Raw genomic sequence first — 21749 nt, 5'->3', positions numbered from 1 at the left:
CTAGCCCACGGGATCGATCGGCGACGGCGGCACGCCGCCGGCCTCGATCGCCTCGCCCGCGAGCAGGCACAGATCCTCGCGATAGCGGCCGGAGACGATGTGTACGCCGACCGGCGCCTTGCCGACGAGACCGGTGGAGACCACGAGGCCTGGCAGGCCCATGAAGGGAATCGCGATCTGTGGCAGCTGCGCTTCCCAGACGCGCTTGAAGGATTCATCGCCCTTGCGGTCGAGATGATCGGGGAACGGCAGCTCGCCAGAGACCGGCGTCAGCAGCACCGCATATTGTTCGAAGAACAGCATCCATTCGCGGGTCAACGTGGCTCTTCGGGTCAGCGCCTTCGCGTAATTCGCCTGGTCCATTGGTGTTACCCTGCTGCGGTTGCCGCGCAGGCACGCCAGCGCGCCGGGATCGCCCTCGCGCTCGGCCATCTCAAGCTGCGCCTCATAGCCATCGCCGAGCCAGAGCTTGATCTGCCACTCGACCGCTTCGCGCATCGGCGGCGTGTCCTCGATGATGTCGACGGTCCAGCCCGCGCGCTCCAGTCGCTTGCCGGCATCGCTCACCGCGGCCTTCACCTCCGGCGCGGTAGCAAGGCCGCCCGGATTGAGGCAGAGCGCGGCGCGCTTCGGCCTGGCCGGGCCTTCCAGCGGCACCGGCACGAACCAGGGATCACGGACGTCGCGGGCCGACATCGCGGCGAGTGAAATTCGCAAGTCGTTGACGGTGCGCGCCAGGGGGCCGGACACGGCCATGATCTGCGGCCCGATCGGGCGCTCCGGCAGCGCCGGATTGAAAGCGGGAATGCGGCCGAGCGTCGGCCGCAGGCCGTGCACGCCGCAGGCATAGGCGGGATAGCGGATCGAGCCGGCAATGTCGGTGCCGTGGGCGATGTGGCCGATGCCGGCTGCAACCGCCGAGCCGGCGCCGCCGGAGGATCCGCCTGGAGTCAGCGAGGCATCGCGGGGGTTCTTGGTGTCGCCATGGATCAGATTGGTGGTGAACCAGCGATAGGAGAAGGCGGGGCAATTGGTGCGGCCGAGCAGGATGGCGCCCGATTTCCGGAAATTGGCGACCACCGGATTGTCCTCGCGCGCGATCACGTCGCGCTGGAGCTTTAAGCCGTTGGTGGTGGCAAAGCCCTCCTGGTCGACATTGGCCTTGATGGTGACGGGCACACCGGCGAGAACACCGGGGTCCTCGCCCCGCGCAATGGCGGCATCGACGGCGTCAGCCTGCTTGATCACGTCGTCCGGGCGGTGGTCGATCACCGCATTGAGCGCGGGATTGACGGCGTCCAGGCGGGCGAGACCAGCTTGAGCTGCCTCCCTGGCGGACACCTTTTTGGACTTGACGAGAGTGGCGAGGTCGGCGGCCGACAGGCGCCAGAGATCTTGCATGACATGCTCCGTATGACCGGGGTCTTTTAGCGCCGGGAAGGCGGCAAAGCCATGCGGATTTCGCAGGGATGAAGGCCGGGTGCTAGTGCGGATTGGATTGGCCGACCGGGCTGCTCGCGAGCGTCTAATGCCGCGTCGCGGACTGGTCGGGTATGTCCAGCAGCGCCTCGGTGAAGGGAAACTCCAGCACGATTTCCCCGTCGTCGTCGGTCACCTCGATGACGGCCTCGAGCAGGGCCGGCTGGGCGCCCTCCGACTTCACCACCTCCAGGATCATCTGGCGCGCGACCTCCCAGGCGCGATCGGGATTGCGCAGATCCTCGCCGTCGGGATCCACGATCAACTCGTCGCCGATACGGGTGTTGAAGAAATATCTGGGCATTACCGAGTTCCAGTTTGGGTCGCCGGTACCGGATTGAAAGCTGCACTGCACTCACAACCGCTTTATCAGGACAGGGTTCGCGACCGAATGCGCCATGCGCAAGGCAGGGTCATCAGAAGTGACGTTCCCCGACATTTTTCGCGATGCAACATGGGCTTCTCGGGAAAATTTCACTGGCGAACTTTTGCGCCCGCATTACTTTACCAGCGGGCGGATACGTCCGATTTCGCGAAAATGGAGAGCCAAAATGGCCTGGAAAGCCCCGAAAATCGTCGAAGTGCCCTGTGGCATGGAAATCAACATGTATGTGAGCGCCACCCGCAAGTAAGCGGTAGGCGATTGCGTTCAGCGCAGGTGGATCTTTCGGTCACAATAGGTTGCCGGAAGACACGATGTGTGTCGGCGTTCGGTGTCGACCCGAGATCCACCTCGCAGCGTTCCCTCCAGGAGACGGATCATGCTTCGCGTCGTCGTCCTGGGCGCCGCAGCCGGCGGCGGAGTGCCGCAATGGAATTGCGGCTGCGAGGGCTGCCGAGCAGCCCGTGCCAGCGGCCATGAGCTTCAGCGAACCCAGGCGTCGGTCGCCTTCAGCGGCGACGGCGAGCACTGGTTCCTGATCAACGCCTCCCCCGACCTCCGCCAGCAATTGAACGCCACGCCGCAGCTGCACCCGAGGGCGGGCGCGCTGCGCCATACGCCGATTGCGGGCGTGATCCTCACCAACGGCGAAGTGGACGCGGTCGCAGGCCTGCTGTCGATGCGCGAGGGCTCGCCTTTCACGGTCTATGCGCATGAGAAGGTGTTGGCGATCCTGAAAGCCAACAGCATCTTCAACGTGCTGAACGAGAAGAACGTGCGGCGCCAATCGATCGGAATCGGCGAGCCGTTCGAGCCGCGGCTGCCTGACGGCGCGCGCTCGGGGATCGAGGTGCTGCCGTTTGCGGTATCAGGCAAATCGGCCTGGTATCTGGAAGGCAAGGCGCATCCCGGCGGGGCGACCGGCGACGGCGACACGCTGGGCCTCAAGGTCACGGACAAGACAACCGGCAAGTGCTTCTATTTCATCGCCGCCTGCGCCGAGGTGACCGACGCGCTCAAGGGCGAGATCGACGGCGCAGCGCTGGTGTTCTTCGACGGCACGGTATGGCGCGACGACGAGATGATCAGGGCCGGGCTCGGCCACAAGACCGGCAAGAGCATGGGCCATGTCGCGATGTCCGGCGACGACGGCGCGATCGCGCGGCTTGCCGATCTCGCTATCGACAGGAAGATATTTCTGCATATCAATAACTCGAACCCGGCACTGCTGCCCGCTTCACCCGAGCGGAAAGCCACTGAACAAGCGGGCTGGCAAATACCCGCTGACGGAACGGAGATCGTGCTGTGAATGCCGCGTCACTGACAGGAATGACCGCGCTCTCGATCGGCAAGGACATCAAGCTCAACTCGGCCGAGGAGCTCGAGGCGACGTTGCGCCATATCGGGGCGACGCGCTATCACAGCCTGCATCCGTTCCATAAGCTCTTGCACGGCGGCAAGCTGAACAAGGGCCAGGTGCAGGCCTGGGCGCTCAACCGCTACTATTACCAGAGCACGATCCCGATCAAGGACGCGGTGGTGATCTCGCGCTTCCGCGACCGCGCCACACGGCTGGAATGGCGCCACCGCATCGAGGACCATGACGGCGATCTCGGTAGCGAGGGCGGCATCGAGCGCTGGCTGAAGCTGACCGAAGGCCTCGGGCTCGACACGACTTACGTGGAATCGACGGAAGGCATCTTGCCGGCGACGCGCTTTGCGGTCGAGGCCTATGTCCATTATTGCCGCGAGAAGAGCCCGCTGGAGGCGATCGCCTCCTCGCTCACCGAGCTGTTCGCGCCCAACCTGCACGAAGAGCGCATCTCCGGAATGCTGGAGCACTACGACTTCGTCAATCCCGATATCATGAGCTACTTCGAGCGGCGCCTGGCGCAGGCGCCGCGCGACGCCGGCTTTGCGCTCGACTACGTCAAGGCGCACGCCAAGACGCCGGAGCAGCGCGCGCAGGTCTGCAATGCGCTGATCTTCAAAACCAATGTGCTGTGGGTGCAGCTCGATGCACTCTATCATGCCTATGTCGAGGGCCACATTCCACCGGGCGCCTTCGTGCCCAAAGCGAGCTGAAGAGGAACTGTAATGGCCGGGCCGCGGAACATCAGCGTCAGCGAGGCAAGCCGCCCCGTGCTGCCGCGGCACGCCAAGCTCAAATATGACGAGACCCGAAAGGTCTGGGTGATCCTAGCACCGGAACGGGTGCTGGCGCCGGACGAGATCGCAGTCGAGGTCTTGCAGCTTTGCGACGGCCAGCGCAATGTCGGCGAGATCGCCGATCGGCTGGCGGCGAAATACGCCGCGCCGCGCGAGGCGATCCTCGCCGACGTCATCGTCATGCTCCAGGATCTCGCCGAGAAGGGCTTTCTCACTGAGGCCCGGGAGAAGACGCCATGAGCGATGTGCTCGGCATTCCTACCATCCCGCCAGACGCCAGCGACAGCCTCGCGGTGCTGGAGAAGCAGCGCTCGACGGCGGAGACGTTTGGCATTCCGCTCGCGGTGCTGCTCGAGATCACCCATCGCTGTCCGCTGCAATGCCCCTATTGTTCCAATCCGGTCGAGCTCGACCGCGCGGGCAAGGAGCTGACCACGGATGAGTGGAAGAAGGTGTTGAGCGAGCTCGCCGAGATCGGCGTGCTCCAGGTCCACTTCTCTGGCGGCGAGCCGACGGCGCGGAAGGACCTGGTCGAACTGGTCAAGCACGCGAGCGATGTCGGGCTCTACACCAACCTGATCACCTCGGCCGTGCTGTTGACGCGCGAGCGGCTGAGCGATCTCGCGGATGCCGGGCTCTGCCATGTACAGATCAGTTTTCAGGGCGTGGAGGAAGGCCTCGCGGATCGAGTCGCCGGCTACAGGAATGGCCACCGCAAGAAGCTGGAAGTGGCGAAGTGGACGCGTGAGCTCGATTTGCCGCTCACCGTGAACGCGGTCATGCACCGGCAGAACCTGCATCAGCTCCCCGACATCATTCAGATGGCGGTCGATCTCGATGCCGACCGGCTCGAGGTCGCCAACGTGCAATATTACGGCTGGGCGCTGAAGAATCGCGCCGCCTTGATGCCGACGGTGGCGCAGCTCGACGAGTGCACTGAAATCGTCGAGGAGGCGCGCGAGCGGCTCAAGGGCCGGCTTACGATCGACTACGTCGTTCCCGACTATTACGCGCTGCGGCCGAAGAAGTGCATGGGCGGCTGGGGCCGGCAGTTCTTCAACATCTCGCCCGCCGGCAAGGTGCTGCCGTGCCACGCCGCCGAGAGCATCACCGGGCTCGAGTTCGAATCCGTGCGTTCCAATCACTCGATCGCCTGGATCTGGCAGAACTCCGACGCCTTCAACCGCTATCGCGGCACCGGCTGGATGAAGGAGCCGTGCAAGAGTTGCGAATTCCGCGAGATCGATTTCGGCGGCTGCCGCTGCCAGGCCTTCGCGCTGACTGGCGACGCCGCCAACACCGACCCGGCCTGCGCGCTGTCGCCGCTGCACGAAACCATCTTCAAGCAGGCCGAGCGCGAGGCCGAGGGCGAGACCAACCGCTTCCTCTATCGCAACTTCGCCGGCGGCACTCTGGAATCCGAGAATGGGACCTGACGCCGACGCGGCCGCATCCGCCAGACGCGCCGATCCCTTTGCGCCGCTGACGTCCGACATGCTCGATGTCGGCGAGGGTCACGAGCTCTATGTCGAGAGCGTCGGTCGCGCGGACGGCATTCCCGCGGTCTATCTGCATGGCGGACCCGGCAGCGGCTGCCAGCCCGATCATCGCCGCCTGTTCGATCCCGACCGCTTCTGCGCGGTATTGCACGACCAGCGCGGCTGCGGCCGCAGCCGGCCGAAGGGATCGCGCGAGCACAACACGACGGCGCACCTCATCGCCGACATCGAGAAAATCCGAGAGAAGTTCGGCTTCGACCGCTGGATCGTGGTCGGCGGCTCCTGGGGCGCGACGCTGGCGCTGGCGTATGCAGAGGCGCATCCCGAGCGCGTCTCTGGCATCGCGCTGCGCGCGACGTTCCTCGGCACGCGGGCAGAGGTCGAAGCGGCGTTCACGTCGCGCCTGTCGCAGTTCCATCCTGCGCTCTACGAGGATTTTCTTGGCGTGCTGCCGCTCGAAGAGCGCGCGCGGCCGGTGGAGGCCTATTGGCGCCGCATCCTTGATGCTGATCCCGCCGTGCACGGTCCGGCCGCGCGGGCTTGGCACGACACCGAGCGCACCTTGTCCGAGCACAAGCCCGCAAAGACGCGGCTCGATCTCGCATCGCTGAACGTGTGGCGCACGCTGCCCGCGACCCCATTCATGGAGGCGCATTATTTCGTCAGCGACAGCTTCATGACCGAGAGCCAGCTGTTGCGCAATGCGGGGCGGCTCAAAGGCATCCTTGGCATCATCGTCCAGGGCCGCTACGATCTGTTGTGCCCGCCCGAGACGTCGCAGGCGCTCGCGAAAGTTTGGCCGGGTTCCGAGCTTCGCATCGTGGAAGAAGCCGGCCATTCGCTCTATGATGCCGGCGTGAGAGACGCGGTCATGAAGTCGATCGCAGACCTCGCCTCGAAGACCGCGCGATAACAGGATAAGAAAAATGCCGCTCGCCGGGAAAGGCATGCTGCTGACCTCGATGAACATCGAGGCGGCCGACGAGGCCGATTTCAACCGCTGGTACGATCGCGAGCATCTGGAAGAGCGCGTCGCGATCGACGGCTTCCTGGAGGCGCGGCGCTATGTCGCGCATGCCGCCAATCCCAAATATCTCTGCCTGTATTCGACCGCCACGCTCGACGTGCTCGACAGCCCGGCTTACCGCGCGCGGCTTGCGAGCCCGACCGACTGGTCGCGGCAGAGCATGGCGCGTTTCAAGGACATGCTCCGCGTCGTCGCGCGCATCACCATCAGCAACGGCACCGGACGCGGCGCCGCGCTCGGCGTGGTGCGGCTGCGGCCAAGGCCCGACAACGCAGCGCCATGGCGTGATGCACTGCAAGACAAGCTGGCGCCGGACACGTGCGACGGCATCGTCTCCATGCACCTCCTGGAGAGCGAGCCCGAATTGTCGGGTGCAACGGCGGAAATTCCAGCGGTACGCCATGAAGGCGCGCGCGACTGGTTCGTGCTGATCGACGGCACCCATGTCGGCGCGGTCTCGGCCGTGATCGCCGAGCGCTTCACCGGTCCCGCCGCGGCGCCCTTTCCGCTTCCGATCTCCGTCGGCACCTATTGCCTGATGTGGGACCTCGCGAAGAGTGACCTTACGCGCAGCTAGCGCGCACACGCATCGCAACATGTTGCACCGCACGCACCTCGCGCGCCGCGTTGATGCTGTGCGCGCGTGGCTCCTATGAAAGGCGGTGATCGCGTAAATTTGCCGTTGTACTTCGGAGCCGTTCTAATAAGCTAACCCAATGATGCCATTCAGAAACCAGATCGAGACGCAATAAGCGTCCGCCAAGCTCAAGAAAAGGCCGCGGGGTCTTTGAGCCTGCGCGGACAGGGTAGGAATGAAACCGACCGATATCGCGGCCCCCGACTACTTTCACAAAGTGGTCGATTGCCAATGGGCCTGTCCTGCGCACACCCCGGTTCCCGAATACATCCGACTGATCGCACAAGGCCGCTACAGCGACGCCTACATGATCAATTGGAAATCGAACGTGTTTCCCGGAATTCTGGGACGCACCTGCGACCGTCCATGCGAGCCGGCGTGCCGCCGCGGACGCGTCGAGGAAACTCCGGTCGCGATCTGCCGCCTCAAGCGCGTCGCCGCCGACTTCAAGGACGATATCAAGCAGCGCCTGCCGCGACCCGCGCCGAAGAACGGCAAGCGCGTTGCGCTGGTCGGCGGCGGTCCCGCCTCGCTGACCGTGGCGCGCGATCTTGCCCCGCTCGGCTATCACTGCACCGTGTTCGATGCCGATCCGGAAGCGGGCGGCATGATGCGCACGCAGATCCCGAAATTCCGCCTGCCCAATTCCGTGATCGACGAGGAGACCGGCTACATCCTGGCTCTCGGCATCGAGTTTAGAGGCGGCCATCGCATCGATAGCATGCAGGCGCTGCTTGGGGAGAATTATGACGCGATCTTCGTCGGCTCCGGCGCGCCGCGCGGCCGCGAGCTCGACATTCCCGGCCGGAAAGAGGCAGCCGCCAACATCCATATCGGCATCGAGTGGCTGGCCTCGGTGTCGTTCGGTCATACCGACAAGGTCGGCAAGCGCGTGATCGTGCTCGGCGGCGGCAACACCGCGATGGATTGCTGTCGCACAGCGCGCCGCCTCGGCGGCGAAGACGTCAAGGTCGTCGTGCGCTCCGGCTTCGAGGAAATGAAGGCCTCGCCCTGGGAAAAGGAGGACGCGCTCCACGAGGACATCCCAATCCTCAACTTCCTCGTTCCCGTCGCCTTCATCCACGACAATGGCAAGCTCACTGGCATCACCTTTCAGAAAGTGAAGGCCGAATACGACGCCAAAGGCCGCCGCAACCTCGTTCCATCAGGTGAGCCCGACCAGACCTTCGAATGCGACGACGTCCTGGTCGCGGTCGGCCAGGAGAACGCCTTTCCGTGGATCGAGCAGGATTGCGGCATCGAGTTCGACAAATGGCACATGCCCAAGGTCGATCCGAAGACCTTCGTCTCGACCAATCCAAAAGTCTTCTTCGGCGGCGATGCGGCGTTCGGCCCGAAGAACATCATCTGGGCGGTCGCGCACGGCCATGATGCCGCGCTGTCGATCCACAAGATGCTCTCGGGCGAGGCTATCGAAGATCGCCCGCTGCCGGAGGTGCACGTCTCCTCGCAGAAGATGGGCATCCACGAATGGAGCTATGACAACGACATCTCCATCGACAAGCGCTTCAAGGTGCCGCATCGCGACAAGGTCGTCGCGTTGAAGGACATCCGCGCCGAGGTCGAGCTCGGCTACGACGTCAAACTCGCGCTCGGCGAGGCGCATCGCTGCCTGAACTGTGACGTGCAGACCGTGTTCTCGACATCGCTCTGCATCGAGTGCGATGCCTGCGCCGACATCTGCCCGATGGATTGCATCACCTTCACTGACAACGGCGAGGAAAGCGACCTGCGCCAGCGCCTGAAGGCCCCCGCGCCGCATCCCGACCAGGACCTCTACGTCTCCTCGGATCTCAAGACCGGGCGCGTGATGGTGAAGGACGAGGATGTCTGCCTGCATTGCGGGCTGTGCGCGGAGCGTTGTCCCACCGGCGCCTGGGACATGCAGAAATATTTCATCGAGATGACCCACGCAGGTTCAGCATGCCCGACAAAAAGCCGATCAGCAGCGTAAACGACTTCGTCGTCCGCTTTGCCAACGTCAACGGCTCGGGCTCGGCCAGCGCCAACGAGATGTTCGCGCGCGCGATCCTGCGCCACGGCGTTCCGGTCTCCCCACGCAACATCTTCCCCTCCAACATCCAGGGCTTGCCGACCTGGTACGAGGTGCGGGTGACGGAAGACGGCCATCTCGGCGCCCGCGGCGGCGTCGACATGATGGTGGCGATGAACCCGCAGACCTGGGACAAGGACGTCGCGGGCATCGAGCCCGGCGGCTATCTGTTCTACGATTCCACCAAGCCGATGCCGTCGAGCAAATTCCGCGACGACATCACCGTGATCGGCGTGCCGCTCACCGCGATCACCAACTCGACCTACACCGATCCGCGCCAGCGCCAGCTGTTCAAGAACATCATCTATCTCGGCGCACTCAGCGCGCTGCTCGACATGGATCCGAAGCTGATCGAGCAGCTGATCGGCGAGCAGTACAAGGGCAAGGAGAAGCTCTTGTCCTCCAACGTCCACGCGCTGCATCTCGGCCGCGACTGGGCACTCCAGAACCTGAAATGCCCGATCGGGCTGCGCGTGAAGAAATCGGACAAGGTCGGCGACCGCATCTTCATAGAAGGCAACAGCGCCGCCGCGCTCGGCGCCGTCTATGGTGGCGCCACGGTGTGCGCCTGGTATCCGATCACGCCGTCGTCGTCGGTGGCGGAGGCCTTCACCGCCCATTGCAAGAAGTACCGGCATGATCCTGAGACCGGCAAGGCGAAATACGCGATCGTGCAGGGCGAAGACGAACTGGCTTCGATCGGTATCGTCATTGGCGCCTCCTGGAACGGCGCGCGCGCCTTCACCGCGACCTCCGGCCCCGGCATCTCCTTGATGACCGAGTTCATCGGCCTCTCATATTTCGCCGAGATTCCGGCCGTGATCATGAACATCCAGCGCGCCGGCCCTTCCACGGGCATGCCGACCCGGACCCAGCAATGCGACATCATCGCCTGTGCCTATGCTTCGCATGGCGACACCAAGCATGTGCTGCTATTCCCGGAAGATCCGGCGGAAGCGTTCGAGTTCGCGGCTGCCGCGTTCGACCTCGCCGAGCGGCTCCAGACCACGATCTTCCTGATGCTCGATCTCGACATCGGCATGAACCACCGCCTCTGCCGTCCGCTGAAGTGGGACGATTCAAGGCAATACGACCGCGGCAAGGTGATGACCGCGGAAATGCTGGAGGAAGGCCGCGATTTCGGCCGCTATCTCGACGTCGACGGCGACGGCATCCCCTACCGCACCTATCCCGGCACACATCCTACCAAGGGCTCCTACTTCACCCGCGGCACCTCGCGTGACCGTTACGCGCGCTATTCCGAGGAAGGCACGGTTTATGCCGACAACATGCAGCGCCTGGTCCGCAAGTTCGAGACCGCCCAAGACCTGGTCCCGCGGCCGCTGCAGGCCAATGCGGAACGGCCGACCAAATACGGCGTGATCTATTTCGGCTCGACCTCGCCGGCGATGGACGAAGCCATCGGGCTGTTGGAAGCGCGCGGGCATCAGCTCGACCGCCTGCGCATCCGCGCCTTCCCGTTCCACTCCAGCGTCGCCAGCTTCCTCGCCGAGCACGACTTCGTCTACGTGGTCGAGCAGAACCGCGACAGCCAGCTGCGCCAGCTCATCGTCAACGAGAACGGCATCGACCCGGTCCGGCTCGTGCCGATCGTGCATTACGACGGCACCCCGATCACCGCCCGCTTCATCGCAAAAGCCATTGGCGACCATCAGGATCACCTCAAGGTGACCCCGCTCCGCAAGGCCGTGTCATGACCTACATTGCTAAGCCGAAATTCCATCATCCCGGACTGAAGCAGAACGAGCTCGGCTACACCCGCCGCGATTACGAAGGCAAGATTTCGACACTGTGCGCCGGCTGCGGCCACGATTCGATCACCGCCTCGATCATCGAGGCCTGCTATGAGCTCTCGATCGAGCCGCACCGGGTCGCAAAAATCTCCGGCATCGGCTGCTCATCGAAGACGCCGGACTATTTCCTCGGCAACTCACACGGCTTCAACTCCGTGCACGGCCGCATGCCCAGCGTGCTGACCGGCGCCAACCTCGCCAACCGCGATTTGATCTATCTCGGCGTCTCCGGCGACGGCGATTCCGCCTCGATCGGCTTCGGCCAGTTCGCGCATTCGATCCGGCGCGGCGTCAACATGACCTATATCGTCGAGAACAACGGCGTCTATGGCCTGACCAAGGGCCAGTTCTCGGCGACGGCAGACCGTGGCTCGAAATCCAAGAAGGGCGTCACCAACACCGACAACGCCATCGACCTCGTCGCGATCGCGCTGCAACTCGGAGCCACCTTCGTCGCGCGCTCGTTCTCCGGCGACAAGAGCCAGCTCGTGCCGCTGATCGCGGCCGCAATCCGGCACAAGGGCGCGTCCTTCATCGACGTCATCAGCCCCTGCATCGCCTTCAACAATCACGCCGGCTCGACCAAGAGCTTCGACTATGTCCGGGAGCACAACGACGCGGTGAACCGGCTCGACGTGCTGGTCGGCCGCGATCCGATCGCGGTGGACTATGCGCCGGGCACGGTGCAGCTGGTCGAGCAGCATGACGGCAACAAGATCGCCCTGCGCAAGATCGATGCCGATTACGACCCGCACGACCGTCTCGGCGCGATGACATTCCTGCAGAAGCACGCCGCCAAGGGCCAGATCGTCACCGGCCTGCTCTATGTCGACCCCGACGCGGACGATCTGCACGAGCACCTCAACACCGTCGAGACGCCGCTCAACTCGCTGGAGGCGGATACGCTCTGCCCAGGCTCGGCAGTGCTGGACAAGATCAATGCCAGCCTGCGGTGATCATTTGCTCCGCGCCGAGACCGTCGGCCGGATGCGTATCGTGATCTTCTCCGACGCGACGGGGGGCTCGAACGGATAGTGCTTGGCGTCGCCGAGCACCAATTGGAGCGTGTGAGTCCCCGGTGGAAGGTCGAGCATGGTTTCGGTCTGCCCTGCACCGAAATGCAAGTGCGACTTATCCTGCGGGATCGGCTCCTTGGGATCGATGGGATCGTTGACGTCGACCAGCAGATGGTGATGACCGGCGTTCTGGTAGTCGTCGCCGGCATGCGTCACGCCCATGTTGCGCAAGCCGAACCGGACCCAGAATGCACCGCGAATCTTTTGTCCGTCGCGCGGCGTGATGAAGTACAGCTTTGCATCCTTCGGCGCGGTCTTGCCCTGCGCACAGGCTGCGCCCGGGAGCAATGCGATGGCCGCCGCCAGTGCGACACAAGAAATGATCTTCATCAAATTGACTCCTGCACTTACGGACTGAGTGCGACACGGAATCCATGCGTGGGGTAACGGACATTGGTGTCGTAACCATCGCGGTTTGACGGCCGCACATATCTTGAGTCGTTCTTCCAAGAGCCCGACCTCAGGACATGAGAGCTGCAATCTCCGCTGCTCCACGCCGAGCCGTCGCTCGGCGCGCCCTGATAGGTCCTGTGCCAGCAGTCCTCGACCCACTGATCGATGCCGCCGCCCATGTCATAGAGCCCGAATGGATTCGGCTTGAAGCTGCCGACCTTGGCCGGCTGCTCGGTCGCAAGATCACCGCAATCCTTGCACCCGGCCATGCCCGGCTGAAGCTTGTCGCCCCACCAATATTTCGTCTGCGTTCCGCCGCGCGCCGCATATTCCCATTCGGCTTCGCTCGGAAGCCGGTAGGGCTTCTTCGTCGCCTGCGCAAGCCACGTGACATATTGCTGCGCATCGGTCCAGCTCACATTGCTGACCGGGGCATCGTCCTTGCCGGTGGCCGTGAATCCGCACGCCTTGGCGGCGGCGCATTCGTTCCACTCCTGCACCGTCACCGGATATTTGCCGATCGAGAACGGCTTGACCGTGACCTGGTGGACAGGCCGTTCGGTCGGATCGTCATTGCTTCCCATCGCGAAGCTGCCGCCGCGAATGGCGATCATCCCGGGTTCGCGGGGCGGCGCCGCCGATGGGCTGGGTGCCGGTGACGGCGACGCAGCCAATGACGGAGATGGTTGCGGCGTCTGGGTCGCCGCCTCGCGCGGCAGCGGCTGGGGGATCGGTGATGCGGCCGGAGAAGCGGTTGGCGTGGCGGCGTGCTCGTCGATCCTGCCGGGCTGCGCCAAGAAATACCAGAGCACGCCTGTGGCGATCACCATGACGGTAATGCTCAGGAGGAAGATCAGGACATTCTCGCGCCGGCCTCGCGTCCTGCCGACAGCATCTGCGTCCGGCAGCACGCGATAGACGCGCACCGGATCGGTGATGTTCTTGACCTTGCGGTCCCCAAGCGACTCATAGCCGCACACCACCTTGTGCTTGATCTGCTCGTAGATCGCGCCCGAAATATAGACCTGACCGGGCTCGGCAATGCCCTCAATGCGTGTGGCAATGTTGACGCCATCGCCGTAGACATCGTCCGGCTCTACGATCACGTCGCCGAGATTGACGCCAATTCGGTATTCGAGCCGCGAATGCTTCGGAAGCGAGGCGTTGCGGCCGAGGAGATTTTGTTGAATGACAATGCTGCATCGAACGGCCTCAACAGGACTGTCGAAAATGGCGATGAAACCATCGCCCGTCGTCTTCACCAGACTTCCGTGGTGCTCGACGATGCTGGGCTGGATGATATCCCGCTCGATCCGCTTGACCCGGGCATGCGTTCCCTCCTCGTCAGCCTGCATCATGCGGCTGTAGGAGGCGATGTCGCCGACGATGATCGCCGCGAGACGACGAGGCATGGGGCCGTGCGGGGGCGGCCCATCCTGATTTCCGGATCTGAAGTTGCGAATTTCGCCCATTGCGGGGGGACTCCACAAACTTACAAGGCAGCCCCAGCTTACGACAGCCAAGGCCGTCGTTCTGTGAAGGCTACCACATTGACGAACCGAGACAATGTCGCAGCAATCGCCAGCATCGAGTTCCGAAGGATCGAAGCGCAACACCGCTTGAACCTTCTTGATCCCGCCGATGACTAAGGCCCGGCGCGAAAGCACAGGGCCGAGGCCGCGCCGCCGATGGTCGCACGAGCGACTTGCTCAGCTTGAACGCGGTGCGCCTCGCCTGCGTCTAACAGACAGCAGTTCTGTCCGGGTGCGGTCGAGTTGTCACGCGCTCGAGGGCATCATGAAGCTCTCGATCGTTGCTGCCCTGACTTTGGCTGCGCTGAGCAGCGTCGCCCGTGCCGACAAGGCCGACGAATATCCGTGAGGCCAGCAAGGCCGAAGCCGAAACCTTCAATGCGCGCATGTATGCCGGCGCGCCCGGCAACAAGGCCTATGCCTGCTTCGTGCGGCGCTACGATACCGAGCACCTGGCGCGGCACCCGAAGCAGAAGGTCGCCGCGATGAAGCTGCTGATCTCCGCAGAGATCGAGGAGGACCAGGAGCTCCACAACTCCTTCCGCCTCGGCTTCAGGTACCGTCACCGCCCCGGCGATTTCGATTCCAGCGGTTCGTGTAGCCACGCCGTGTTCACCAAGAGCGGCAACGAGGTGCGTCGACTGCGAGGGCGGCGGCATCGGTGTTGCGCTATCGAAGGACGACAAGTCGGCAATCGTGCGGCTCGAACGGGTGCGGGTCTAGCAGAACAACAAGCCGGACCACGAGGCCGAACAATCGCTGGTGGCCGGCGCGGACGACAGGATTTTCCGCCTCGACCGTACCGACACGAGCGAGTGCGCCTCTCTCGTGACCGACCGCAAGGAACTCGCCGCATTGCGTCACGACTGATATGTCTCCGGCGAATTCGGTCAGTCGAGCGAGATCGCCGTGAACCGCCGCAACCTCTTGTGGAGCGCCGTCTCGGCGCTGGGCGCGGCGCTTGAGCCCTCGCCTGCACAAGCCGCCACCGAAGCCAGCGCGGGCAGCAGGTTGAGGACCTCACCCGACGCTTCGCGTCGACCTCTCCTGCAAGCAAGCGGGAGAGGTTAGAGGGAGCCCCCGGTGCCGACTTCTCACTCATTCGCATCGCACTTGACGCATCCATAACTCTATGGTTATGAGTTCATCATAACTTATGAGTTATGGATCCTCCATGTCCGCCGCTCCCGACCTCCTATTCAGGACGCTCGCCGATCCGACGCGGCGGGCGATCTTCGAGCGGCTGTGCCGCGAGGGCGAGCAGACGGTCGGAGCACTGACCGCGCGATCCGGCGTGTCACAGCCGGCGGTCTCGAAACATCTCGGCGTCTTGAAACAGGCCGGGCTGGTGCGCGACCGCCACGAGGGACGCCAGACCCATTACAGCGCGCAGCCCGGCGCGCTCAATCCGCTGATCGACTGGACCAGCCAGATGGCCGGCTTCTGGCAGAGGCGGCTCGACGCCCTCGACGATCTCCTGAAGAGGATGGACCAATGAACGAAGCCTCAAGCGAAACGCGCTCCGTGGTGATCGAGCGCGAATTTGCCGCCCCGGCGGAGCGAATCTGGCGCGCGCTGACGCAGCCGCATCTGATCGAGGAATGGCTGATGAAGAACGACTTCAAGCCCGTCGTCGGCCACCGCTTCAATCTTCGCGGCGAATGGGGCGGCGTGCTGGATTGCGAGGTGCTCACTATCGAGCCGGAAAAGACGCTCGCCTATACCTGGAATTTCTCGCATCAGGATGCGGCGTTCGACCTGAAAAGCGTCGTGACCTTCACGCTGACACCGACGGGCGCAGGCACTCATTTGCGTGTCGAGCAGGCGGGCTTCAGCCCGACGCAGAAGCAGGCTTATGGCGGCGCGCATGCCGGCTGGAAGCAGTTCTTTGCCAAGCTGGACGAGCTGCTGGCGCGGGCAGGCTAGCTCCGTCGGCGTCCATCCGATCCATTTCAAAAGGAGGTCCCAATGAGCACGCATATCTGGATTCGACAGATTCATCGCTGGCTGTCGATGGCTTTCACGCTCGCCGTCATCGCGAACATCGTCGCCATGGCCATGCAGGTCCAGGCGCTCTGGATCGGCTTCCTGGCGCTCGTCCCGCTCATTCCGTTGCTTGCGACCGGGCTATATTTGTTCGCGCTGCCCTATGTCAGCCGCAGCAACGCGTGAACGAGGCGAGATGATGAAAAACGTTGGCAGCGCGAAGAAGCACAGCACGACAGACTCGACTGAAGCTTCACCCTCCAAGCTGATCGATGGCAGGATCAAGGAGCTTGGCGACTGGCGCGGCGAGATGCTGGGGCGAATTCGCGAGCTGATCAAGGAGGCCGATCCTGATGTCGTCGAGGAGTGGAAGTGGCGCGGCGTTCCCGTGTGGGAGCACGACGGCATCATCTGCACCGGCGAGACCTACAAGGCTGTGGTCAAGATGACGTTCGCCAGGGGCGCGGCGCTGGAGGATCCGGCGGGCCTGTTCAATTCCAGCCTCGACGGAAACGTGCGGCGCGCGATCGATATTCGCGAGGGCGAGAAGCTCAACGAGAAAGCGTTGAAGGCACTGATCCGCGCGGCGGTAGAGCTGAATGCGAGCAAGGTGAAGAAGAGACCGGTGAAGCGGCCGGCTTAGAATACAACGGCCATGTTGGTCACTTGAGCAGCCGCGGGCTCGCTTCAACCTCTTCCGCTTGCGGGAGAGGTTGGCGCGTAGCGCCGGGTGAGGGCTCTCTCGTCTGGGGGAGTCCCACTGCGGAGACACCCTCTCCCCAATCCTCCCCCGCAAGCGGGGAGCAAGCGCACCTTCGCCGGCGTCTAGCTGAGTCTCAGCCAATCAGGCGTCGCGCGTACCAAACCGCCTCAGGCCGCCGCGGTGATCGGGCGCGGGCTCACGACATATTCGCGCAGGACCTTGTCGTTCGCGTCGACCTCGATCAGTGCGACGTCATACGTCCAGAGATCGGCCAGGTGCTGGAGCACGCGCTTGGCGTCGGTCTCGTTGAGCTGCGAGCCTTTGATGACGTGGTGATGCAGGATCAGCCGGCGGTCGCCGGAGAGATCGACGTCGACGACCTCGATATTGGCGTCGATGTAGCCGACATCGTGCTGCCGTGCCAGCTCGCGGCGGACGCGGCGGAAGCCGCGCTCATCGTGGATGGCGTCGACCCGGATCCCCGCGCGCTCCTCGGGATCGTCATGCAGGTGGAACATGCGGAAGTGCCGCATCAGCTTCGGGCTCAGGAACTGGCCGACGAAGCTCTCGTCGCGGTAATTGGCCCAGACGTCGCGCAGCACGCCCATCACGTCGTTCTTGCCGGCGATATCGGGGAACCATTCGCGGTCCTCATCTTCCGGCCTGGTGACGATGCGCTCGATGTCCTGCATCATGGCGAAGCCGAGCGCATAGGGATTGAAGCCGGAGAAGCGCGGATCGTCGAATTCTGGCTGGAACACCACGTTGGTGTGCGACCCCAGGAACTCGAGGAAGTTGCCGTCGGTGATGCGGCCCTGCTCGTGCAGCTTGGTCATGATGCGGTAGTGGACGTAGGTCGCCGTCCCCTCGTTCATGACCTTGGTCTGGCTCTGTGGATAGAAATACTGCGCGATGTGGCGGACGATGCGCAGCAATTCGCGCTGCCACGGGGCCAGCCGCGGTGCGCTCTTCTCCAGGAAGTACAGCAAATTCTCCTGCGGCAAGCCGAGCAGCTTGCGGCGGCGTTCGACGCTGAGTGCGGACCGGCTCTTGGCAACCCCCTTCGGGACCGTGCGCCAGAGATCGTTGAAGACCTCCTCCTCATGCTGACGGCGGCGCCCTGCCCGCTTCTCTTCAGCGCGCAAATCGAGCTTCTTCTTGCCGGGATAGCGGTCGATACCGTGCGACATCAGCGCGTGCGCAGCGTCGAGCGTGCGCTCGACCTCGATGCGGCCGTAGCGCTCCTCGCAGCTCGCGACATAATTCTTGGCGAAGTCGAGATAATCCAGGATGCCGTCGGCGTCGGTCCACTGCTTGAACAGATAATTGTTCTTGAAGAAGTGGTTGTGGCCGAAGGCCGCGTGCGCGATCACCAGCGTCTGCATCGTCGCCGTGTTCTCCTCCATCAGGTAGGAGATGCAGGGCGAGGAGTTGATCACGATCTCGTAGGCGAGTCCCATCAGGCCCTTGCGATAGGAGGCCTCATGGAACGCAAAATGCTTGCCGAACGACCAGTGCTTGTAGAACAGGGGCATGCCGACCGACGAGTACGCGTCCAGCATCTGCTCGGCGGTGATGACCTCGATCTGGTTCGGATAGACGTCGAGCCCGAGATCCTGCAACGCCACCTCCTCGCAGGCATCGGTGATACGCTGCAAGGTGTGGAAATCCCAATCCGCGCCTTCGAACAAGCGTTCCGTCATGGAGCGGCCTTCTCCTGGCTGGTTTCGCGGCGTTGGAACAGGTCGTGGAACACCGGAAAGATCTCGCTGCGCTCCGAGACCTTGCGCATCGAGAGCGGTGCGCCGCTGCTGCGCAGGCGCTCGTAAAGGGTCCAGAGCGAGGAGTCGGAGAGATCGAAGGCACTACCGCCGGACTCGCCGACCTCGAGATAGGCAAAAAACTGACAGACCGGCAGGATCTTATCGGTCAGCAGCAGGCCCGTGAGCTCGCCGTCGGAATAGGAATTGTCGCCGTCGGAGGCTTGCGCGGCATAGATGTTCCAGTCCGCCGGATTGAAGCGCTCGCGCACGATCTCGTGCATCGCCTGGAGCGCGCTGGAGACCAGCGTGCCGCCCGAGGCCGGGCCGTAGAAAAAGGTCTGCTCGTCGACCTCCTCGGCGCGGTCAGTGTGCCGGATGAAGACGATCTCGACATGCTTGTAGCGGCGCTTCAGAAATACGTAGAGCAGCATGTAGAAGCGCTTGGCGAGATCCTTCATGTGCTCGGACATCGAGCCCGAGACGTCCATCAGGCAGAACATCACCGCCTGCGCCACCGGCCGCGGCACCGTCTCGAAGCGGCGGTAACGGATGTCGAGCGGGTCGATGAAAGGGATGCGCTTGGATTTCGCCTTGAGTTTTGCGAGCTTGTCGAGCAACTCGACGCGAACCTCCTCGTCGGTGCAGGCGGCGATCTCGGCCTCCAGCTCCTCGATCTCGCTCTTGCGGGGACGCCGGAGCGCGATGCGGCGGGCGAGTGCGAGCTGAACCGTCCGGCTCACTGAGATGTTGGCCGGCGAGCCCGAGGTGGTGTAGCCGGCGCGCTGGATGCCCTCGCTCTCGGTCTGCGCGATCTTGCGCTTGGCAAGATCGGGCAGTTCGAGGTCGTCGAGGAAAAGGTCGACGAACTCGTCGCGGCTCAGCACGAACCGGAAGGCATCCTCGCTGTCGCCCTCGCCCGGACCGGAATCCTTGGCGCTGCCCTGGCCCGAGCGCTGGAGATAGTCGCCCTCGACGAACTTCTTGTTTCCGGGCAGCACCATGTCGCGCGTGCCGCCCTCCCGGCGGAAGCGCGGCTCGTGCATTCCGTCGAGCGGGATCGTGACCTCACCACCCTCCAGGACGTCCTTGATGTCGCGTTCCTGCGAGGTCTTCTTGACGGCGCCCTGCACCAGGGATTTGGCCCGACGCAAGAACCGCTGCCGGTTCTCAAGACTCTTGCCGCCTGGATTCAGGCGCCTGTCAATAATGTGAATGGCCACTTTCCCATCCGCCTCAACCGGCCTGCTTCACGCGCATGTACCATTCGACGAGCCGGCGAACCTGACGCTCGGTGTAGCCGCGCTCCACCATGCGTGCGACGAACTCGCCGTGCTTCTTCTCCGTCTCGCCGTCCTTCTTGGACCCGAAGGAGATGACCGGAAGCAGATCCTCGACCTGGGAGAATATCCGCTTTTCGATCACATCGCGAATCTTCTCGTAGGAGGTCCAGGTCGGGTTCTTGCCGCCGTTCTGGGCCCGCGAGCGTAACGAGAATTTGACGACCTCGTTGCGGAAGTCCTTCGGGTTGGCAATGCCCGCCGGCTTCTCGATTTTGGTCAGTTCCTGGTTCAAAAGCTCGCGATCGAGCAGCTGGCCGGTGTCGGGATCCTTGAAGTCCTGATCCTCGATCCAGGCGTCGGCGTAATCGACGTAGCGGTCGAACAGGTTCTGGCCGTAATCGGAGTAGGATTCGAGATAGGCCTTCTGGATCTCGTTGCCGATGAACTCGGCATAGCGCGGCGCGAGCTCCGCCTTGATGAACTCGAGATAACGTTTCTCGGTTTCCTCCGGAAGCTGCTCGCGGCGGATCGCCTGCTCCAGCGCGTACATCAGGTGCACGGCGTCGGCGGCGACCTCCTGCGGGTCGTGATTGAAGGTCGCAGCCAGGACCTTGAAGGCGAAGCGGGTGGAGACACCGTCCATGCCCTCGTCGACACCGGCGGCGTCGCGATATTCCTGGACGCTGCGCGCCTTCGGATCGGACTCTTTCAGGCTCTCACCGTCATACACCCGCATCTTGCCGAACAGCGTGGAGTTCTCGTGCTTGCGCAAGCGCGACATCACCGAGAACCGCGCCAGCGTCTCCAGTGTCGACGGCGCGCAAGGAGCCGATGCGAGCTCGGAACCCTGGATCAGCTTCTCGTAGATCTTCTGCTCTTCGGTGACCCTGAGGCAGTACGGCACCTTGATGACGCAGATCCGGTCGATGAAGGCCTCGTTGTTCTTGTTGGCCTTGAAGCTCGCCCACTCGGCTTCGTTGGAATGTGCGAGGATGATGCCGGTGAAGGGGATCGCGCCGATGTTCTCGGTGCCGATATAGTTGCCTTCCTGCGTCGCGGTCAGCAGCGGATGCAGCATCTTGATCGGCGCCTTGAACATCTCGACGAACTCGAGCACGCCCTGGTTGGCGCGATTGAGGCCGCCGGAATAGCTGTAGGCGTCCGGATCGTTCTGCGCATAGGTCTCGAGCTTGCGGATGTCGACCTTGCCGACCAGCGAGGAGATATCCTGGTTGTTCTCGTCACCGGGCTCGGTCTTGGCGATCGCGATCTGCCGAAGCCGCGACGGCTGGATCTTGGCGACGCGGAATTGCGAGATATCGCCGCCGAAGGCTTCCAGCCGCTTGTAGCACCACGGGCTCATCAGTCCGGTGAGGCGCCGGCGCGGAATTCCGTACTTCTCTTCCAGCATCGGCCCGAGCTGATCGGGATCGAACAGGCTGAGTGGGCTCTCGAACACGGGCGAAAGTTCATCGCCGGCCTTCAGCACGTAGATGGGGTGCACTTCCATCAGCGACTTCAACCGCTCGGCGAGCGAGGATTTGCCGCCGCCGACCGGGCCGAGCAAATAAAGGATCTGCTTGCGCTCCTCCAAACCTTGCGCGGCGTGGCGGAAGAAACCGACGATGCGCTCGATGGTTTCTTCCATTCCGTAGAAGCCGGCGAAGGCCGGATAGGTGCGGATCGTGCGGTTCAAAAAAATACGGCCAAGGCGTGGGTCCTTGGCCGTGTCAATCGTCTGGGGTTCGCCGATGGCAGCTAGCAGGCGTTCGGCCGCGTTCGCGTATTTCATGGGATCGCTTCGACACGATTCCAGATATTCCGCCATCGATAAGTCGTGCTGGCTTCTCGCCTCGAACGACCGAGCGAAAGCGTTGAATAGAGAATCGTTGTACATGATCCCTCTCCGCGTGAGTTCCGCTACAAGCTGAAACG

The 21749-nt window shown here is 63.4% G+C and carries 21 protein-coding genes and 1 pseudogene; 15 read left to right on the top strand and 7 right to left on the bottom strand.

The genetic code is table 11. The annotated features are described in order from the left end of the window. Both IVA92_RS28815 and IVA92_RS28810 read right to left on the bottom strand, forming a co-directional pair. Positions 1 to 1401 carry an amidase family protein gene (locus IVA92_RS28815; protein ID WP_247278364.1) on the bottom strand — a complete coding sequence of 467 codons (1401 nt, stop codon included), beginning with the start codon at positions 1399 to 1401 and terminating at the stop codon, positions 1 to 3. A gap of 124 nt (positions 1402 to 1525) precedes the next feature. Then, a complete protein-coding gene (locus tag IVA92_RS28810; protein WP_028177529.1) occupies positions 1526 to 1783 on the bottom strand; it encodes a hypothetical protein in 258 nt (85 codons plus the stop codon). 247 nt (positions 1784 to 2030) lie between these two features. Between IVA92_RS28810 and pqqA the strand changes: the two genes are divergently transcribed. From pqqA to IVA92_RS28760, 10 genes are all read left to right on the top strand, one after another. Beyond that, complete coding sequence (gene pqqA, locus IVA92_RS28805; RefSeq protein WP_007595659.1) at positions 2031 to 2111, top strand: pyrroloquinoline quinone precursor peptide PqqA; 81 nt, start codon at positions 2031 to 2033, stop codon at positions 2109 to 2111. A 129-nt stretch (positions 2112 to 2240) separates the two neighbouring features. Further along, complete coding sequence (gene pqqB, locus IVA92_RS28800; RefSeq protein ID WP_247278363.1) at positions 2241 to 3170, top strand: pyrroloquinoline quinone biosynthesis protein PqqB; 930 nt, start codon at positions 2241 to 2243, stop codon at positions 3168 to 3170. Continuing rightward, positions 3167 to 3946, top strand: coding sequence for a pyrroloquinoline-quinone synthase PqqC (gene pqqC, locus IVA92_RS28795; protein ID WP_247278362.1), 780 nt, complete (start codon positions 3167 to 3169; stop codon positions 3944 to 3946). The genes pqqB and pqqC overlap by 4 nt, the downstream gene beginning before the upstream one ends. 12 nt (positions 3947 to 3958) lie before the next feature. Then, entirely contained in the window at positions 3959 to 4270 is a 312-nt protein-coding gene (pqqD, locus tag IVA92_RS28790; protein WP_247278361.1) for a pyrroloquinoline quinone biosynthesis peptide chaperone PqqD, read from the top strand. Further along, on the top strand, positions 4267 to 5466 hold the full coding sequence (pqqE, locus tag IVA92_RS28785; RefSeq protein WP_247278360.1) for a pyrroloquinoline quinone biosynthesis protein PqqE: 1200 nt from the start codon (positions 4267 to 4269) through the stop codon (positions 5464 to 5466). The genes pqqD and pqqE overlap by 4 nt, the downstream gene beginning before the upstream one ends. Next, on the top strand, positions 5456 to 6442 hold the full coding sequence (pip, locus tag IVA92_RS28780) for a prolyl aminopeptidase (RefSeq protein ID WP_247278359.1): 987 nt from the start codon (positions 5456 to 5458) through the stop codon (positions 6440 to 6442). Before pqqE ends, pip begins: the two co-directional genes overlap by 11 nt. 13 nt (positions 6443 to 6455) lie before the next feature. Next, entirely contained in the window at positions 6456 to 7133 is a 678-nt protein-coding gene (locus IVA92_RS28775) for a DUF4286 family protein (RefSeq protein ID WP_247278358.1), read from the top strand. A gap of 235 nt (positions 7134 to 7368) precedes the next feature. Beyond that, the gene (locus tag IVA92_RS28770) at positions 7369 to 9168 is read left to right on the top strand and encodes an FAD-dependent oxidoreductase (protein WP_247278357.1); all 1800 of its coding nucleotides are present in this window, start codon (positions 7369 to 7371) and stop codon (positions 9166 to 9168) included. Further along, positions 9138 to 10985, top strand: a complete 1848-nt coding sequence (locus IVA92_RS28765) for a 2-oxoacid:acceptor oxidoreductase subunit alpha (RefSeq protein ID WP_247278356.1) — start codon at positions 9138 to 9140, stop codon at positions 10983 to 10985. The genes IVA92_RS28770 and IVA92_RS28765 overlap by 31 nt, the downstream gene beginning before the upstream one ends. Next, the gene (locus IVA92_RS28760; protein ID WP_247278355.1) at positions 10982 to 12037 is read left to right on the top strand and encodes a 2-oxoacid:ferredoxin oxidoreductase subunit beta; all 1056 of its coding nucleotides are present in this window, start codon (positions 10982 to 10984) and stop codon (positions 12035 to 12037) included. The genes IVA92_RS28765 and IVA92_RS28760 overlap by 4 nt, the downstream gene beginning before the upstream one ends. Here IVA92_RS28760 and IVA92_RS28755 read toward each other — a convergent pair whose 3' ends face one another. Together IVA92_RS28755 and IVA92_RS28750 are read right to left on the bottom strand one after the other, a co-directional pair. Beyond that, positions 12038 to 12487, bottom strand: a complete 450-nt coding sequence (locus tag IVA92_RS28755) for a DUF4399 domain-containing protein (protein ID WP_247278354.1) — start codon at positions 12485 to 12487, stop codon at positions 12038 to 12040. 17 nt (positions 12488 to 12504) lie between these two features. Further along, positions 12505 to 14022, bottom strand: coding sequence for an SUMF1/EgtB/PvdO family nonheme iron enzyme (locus IVA92_RS28750; protein ID WP_247278353.1), 1518 nt, complete (start codon positions 14020 to 14022; stop codon positions 12505 to 12507). A gap of 325 nt (positions 14023 to 14347) precedes the next feature. Between IVA92_RS28750 and IVA92_RS28745 the strand changes: the two are divergent. The 5 genes and pseudogenes from IVA92_RS28745 (at position 14348) to IVA92_RS28725 (ending at position 16711) form a co-directional block, all read left to right on the top strand. Continuing rightward, positions 14348 to 14952, top strand: a pseudogene (locus IVA92_RS28745) (hypothetical protein). A gap of 304 nt (positions 14953 to 15256) precedes the next feature. Beyond that, complete coding sequence (locus tag IVA92_RS28740; protein ID WP_247278352.1) at positions 15257 to 15580, top strand: metalloregulator ArsR/SmtB family transcription factor; 324 nt, start codon at positions 15257 to 15259, stop codon at positions 15578 to 15580. Continuing rightward, positions 15577 to 16008 (top strand): SRPBCC domain-containing protein, encoded by a 432-nt coding sequence (locus IVA92_RS28735; RefSeq protein ID WP_247278351.1) that lies wholly within the window; start codon positions 15577 to 15579, stop codon positions 16006 to 16008. The genes IVA92_RS28740 and IVA92_RS28735 overlap by 4 nt, the downstream gene beginning before the upstream one ends. 42 nt (positions 16009 to 16050) lie before the next feature. Beyond that, positions 16051 to 16254 carry a hypothetical protein gene (locus IVA92_RS28730; RefSeq protein ID WP_247278350.1) on the top strand — a complete coding sequence of 68 codons (204 nt, stop codon included), beginning with the start codon at positions 16051 to 16053 and terminating at the stop codon, positions 16252 to 16254. A gap of 13 nt (positions 16255 to 16267) precedes the next feature. Continuing rightward, positions 16268 to 16711: a DUF1801 domain-containing protein gene (locus IVA92_RS28725; protein WP_247278602.1), complete on the top strand. Its 444-nt coding sequence runs from the start codon at positions 16268 to 16270 to the stop codon at positions 16709 to 16711. Between the two features lie 227 nt (positions 16712 to 16938). On the opposite strand, the gene IVA92_RS28720 is transcribed toward IVA92_RS28725, so the two are convergent. Genes IVA92_RS28720 through IVA92_RS28710 form a run of 3 tightly spaced genes read right to left on the bottom strand, consistent with a single transcriptional unit; the run spans position 16939 to position 21711 of the window. Beyond that, positions 16939 to 18474 (bottom strand): SpoVR family protein, encoded by a 1536-nt coding sequence (locus IVA92_RS28720; protein WP_247278349.1) that lies wholly within the window; start codon positions 18472 to 18474, stop codon positions 16939 to 16941. Beyond that, positions 18471 to 19748 carry a YeaH/YhbH family protein gene (locus IVA92_RS28715; RefSeq protein WP_247278601.1) on the bottom strand — a complete coding sequence of 426 codons (1278 nt, stop codon included), beginning with the start codon at positions 19746 to 19748 and terminating at the stop codon, positions 18471 to 18473. The genes IVA92_RS28720 and IVA92_RS28715 overlap by 4 nt, the downstream gene beginning before the upstream one ends. 19 nt (positions 19749 to 19767) lie before the next feature. Beyond that, positions 19768 to 21711: a PrkA family serine protein kinase gene (locus tag IVA92_RS28710; RefSeq protein ID WP_247278348.1), complete on the bottom strand. Its 1944-nt coding sequence runs from the start codon at positions 21709 to 21711 to the stop codon at positions 19768 to 19770. Positions 21712 to 21749 lie beyond the last annotated feature (38 nt).

The sequence above is a fragment of the Bradyrhizobium sp. 154 genome (genome assembly GCF_023073875.1).
Lineage (GTDB): Bacteria > Pseudomonadota > Alphaproteobacteria > Rhizobiales > Xanthobacteraceae > Bradyrhizobium.
The sequence above is the reverse complement of the archived record's forward strand: the minus strand, read 5'-3'. Positions and strand labels throughout refer to the sequence as shown.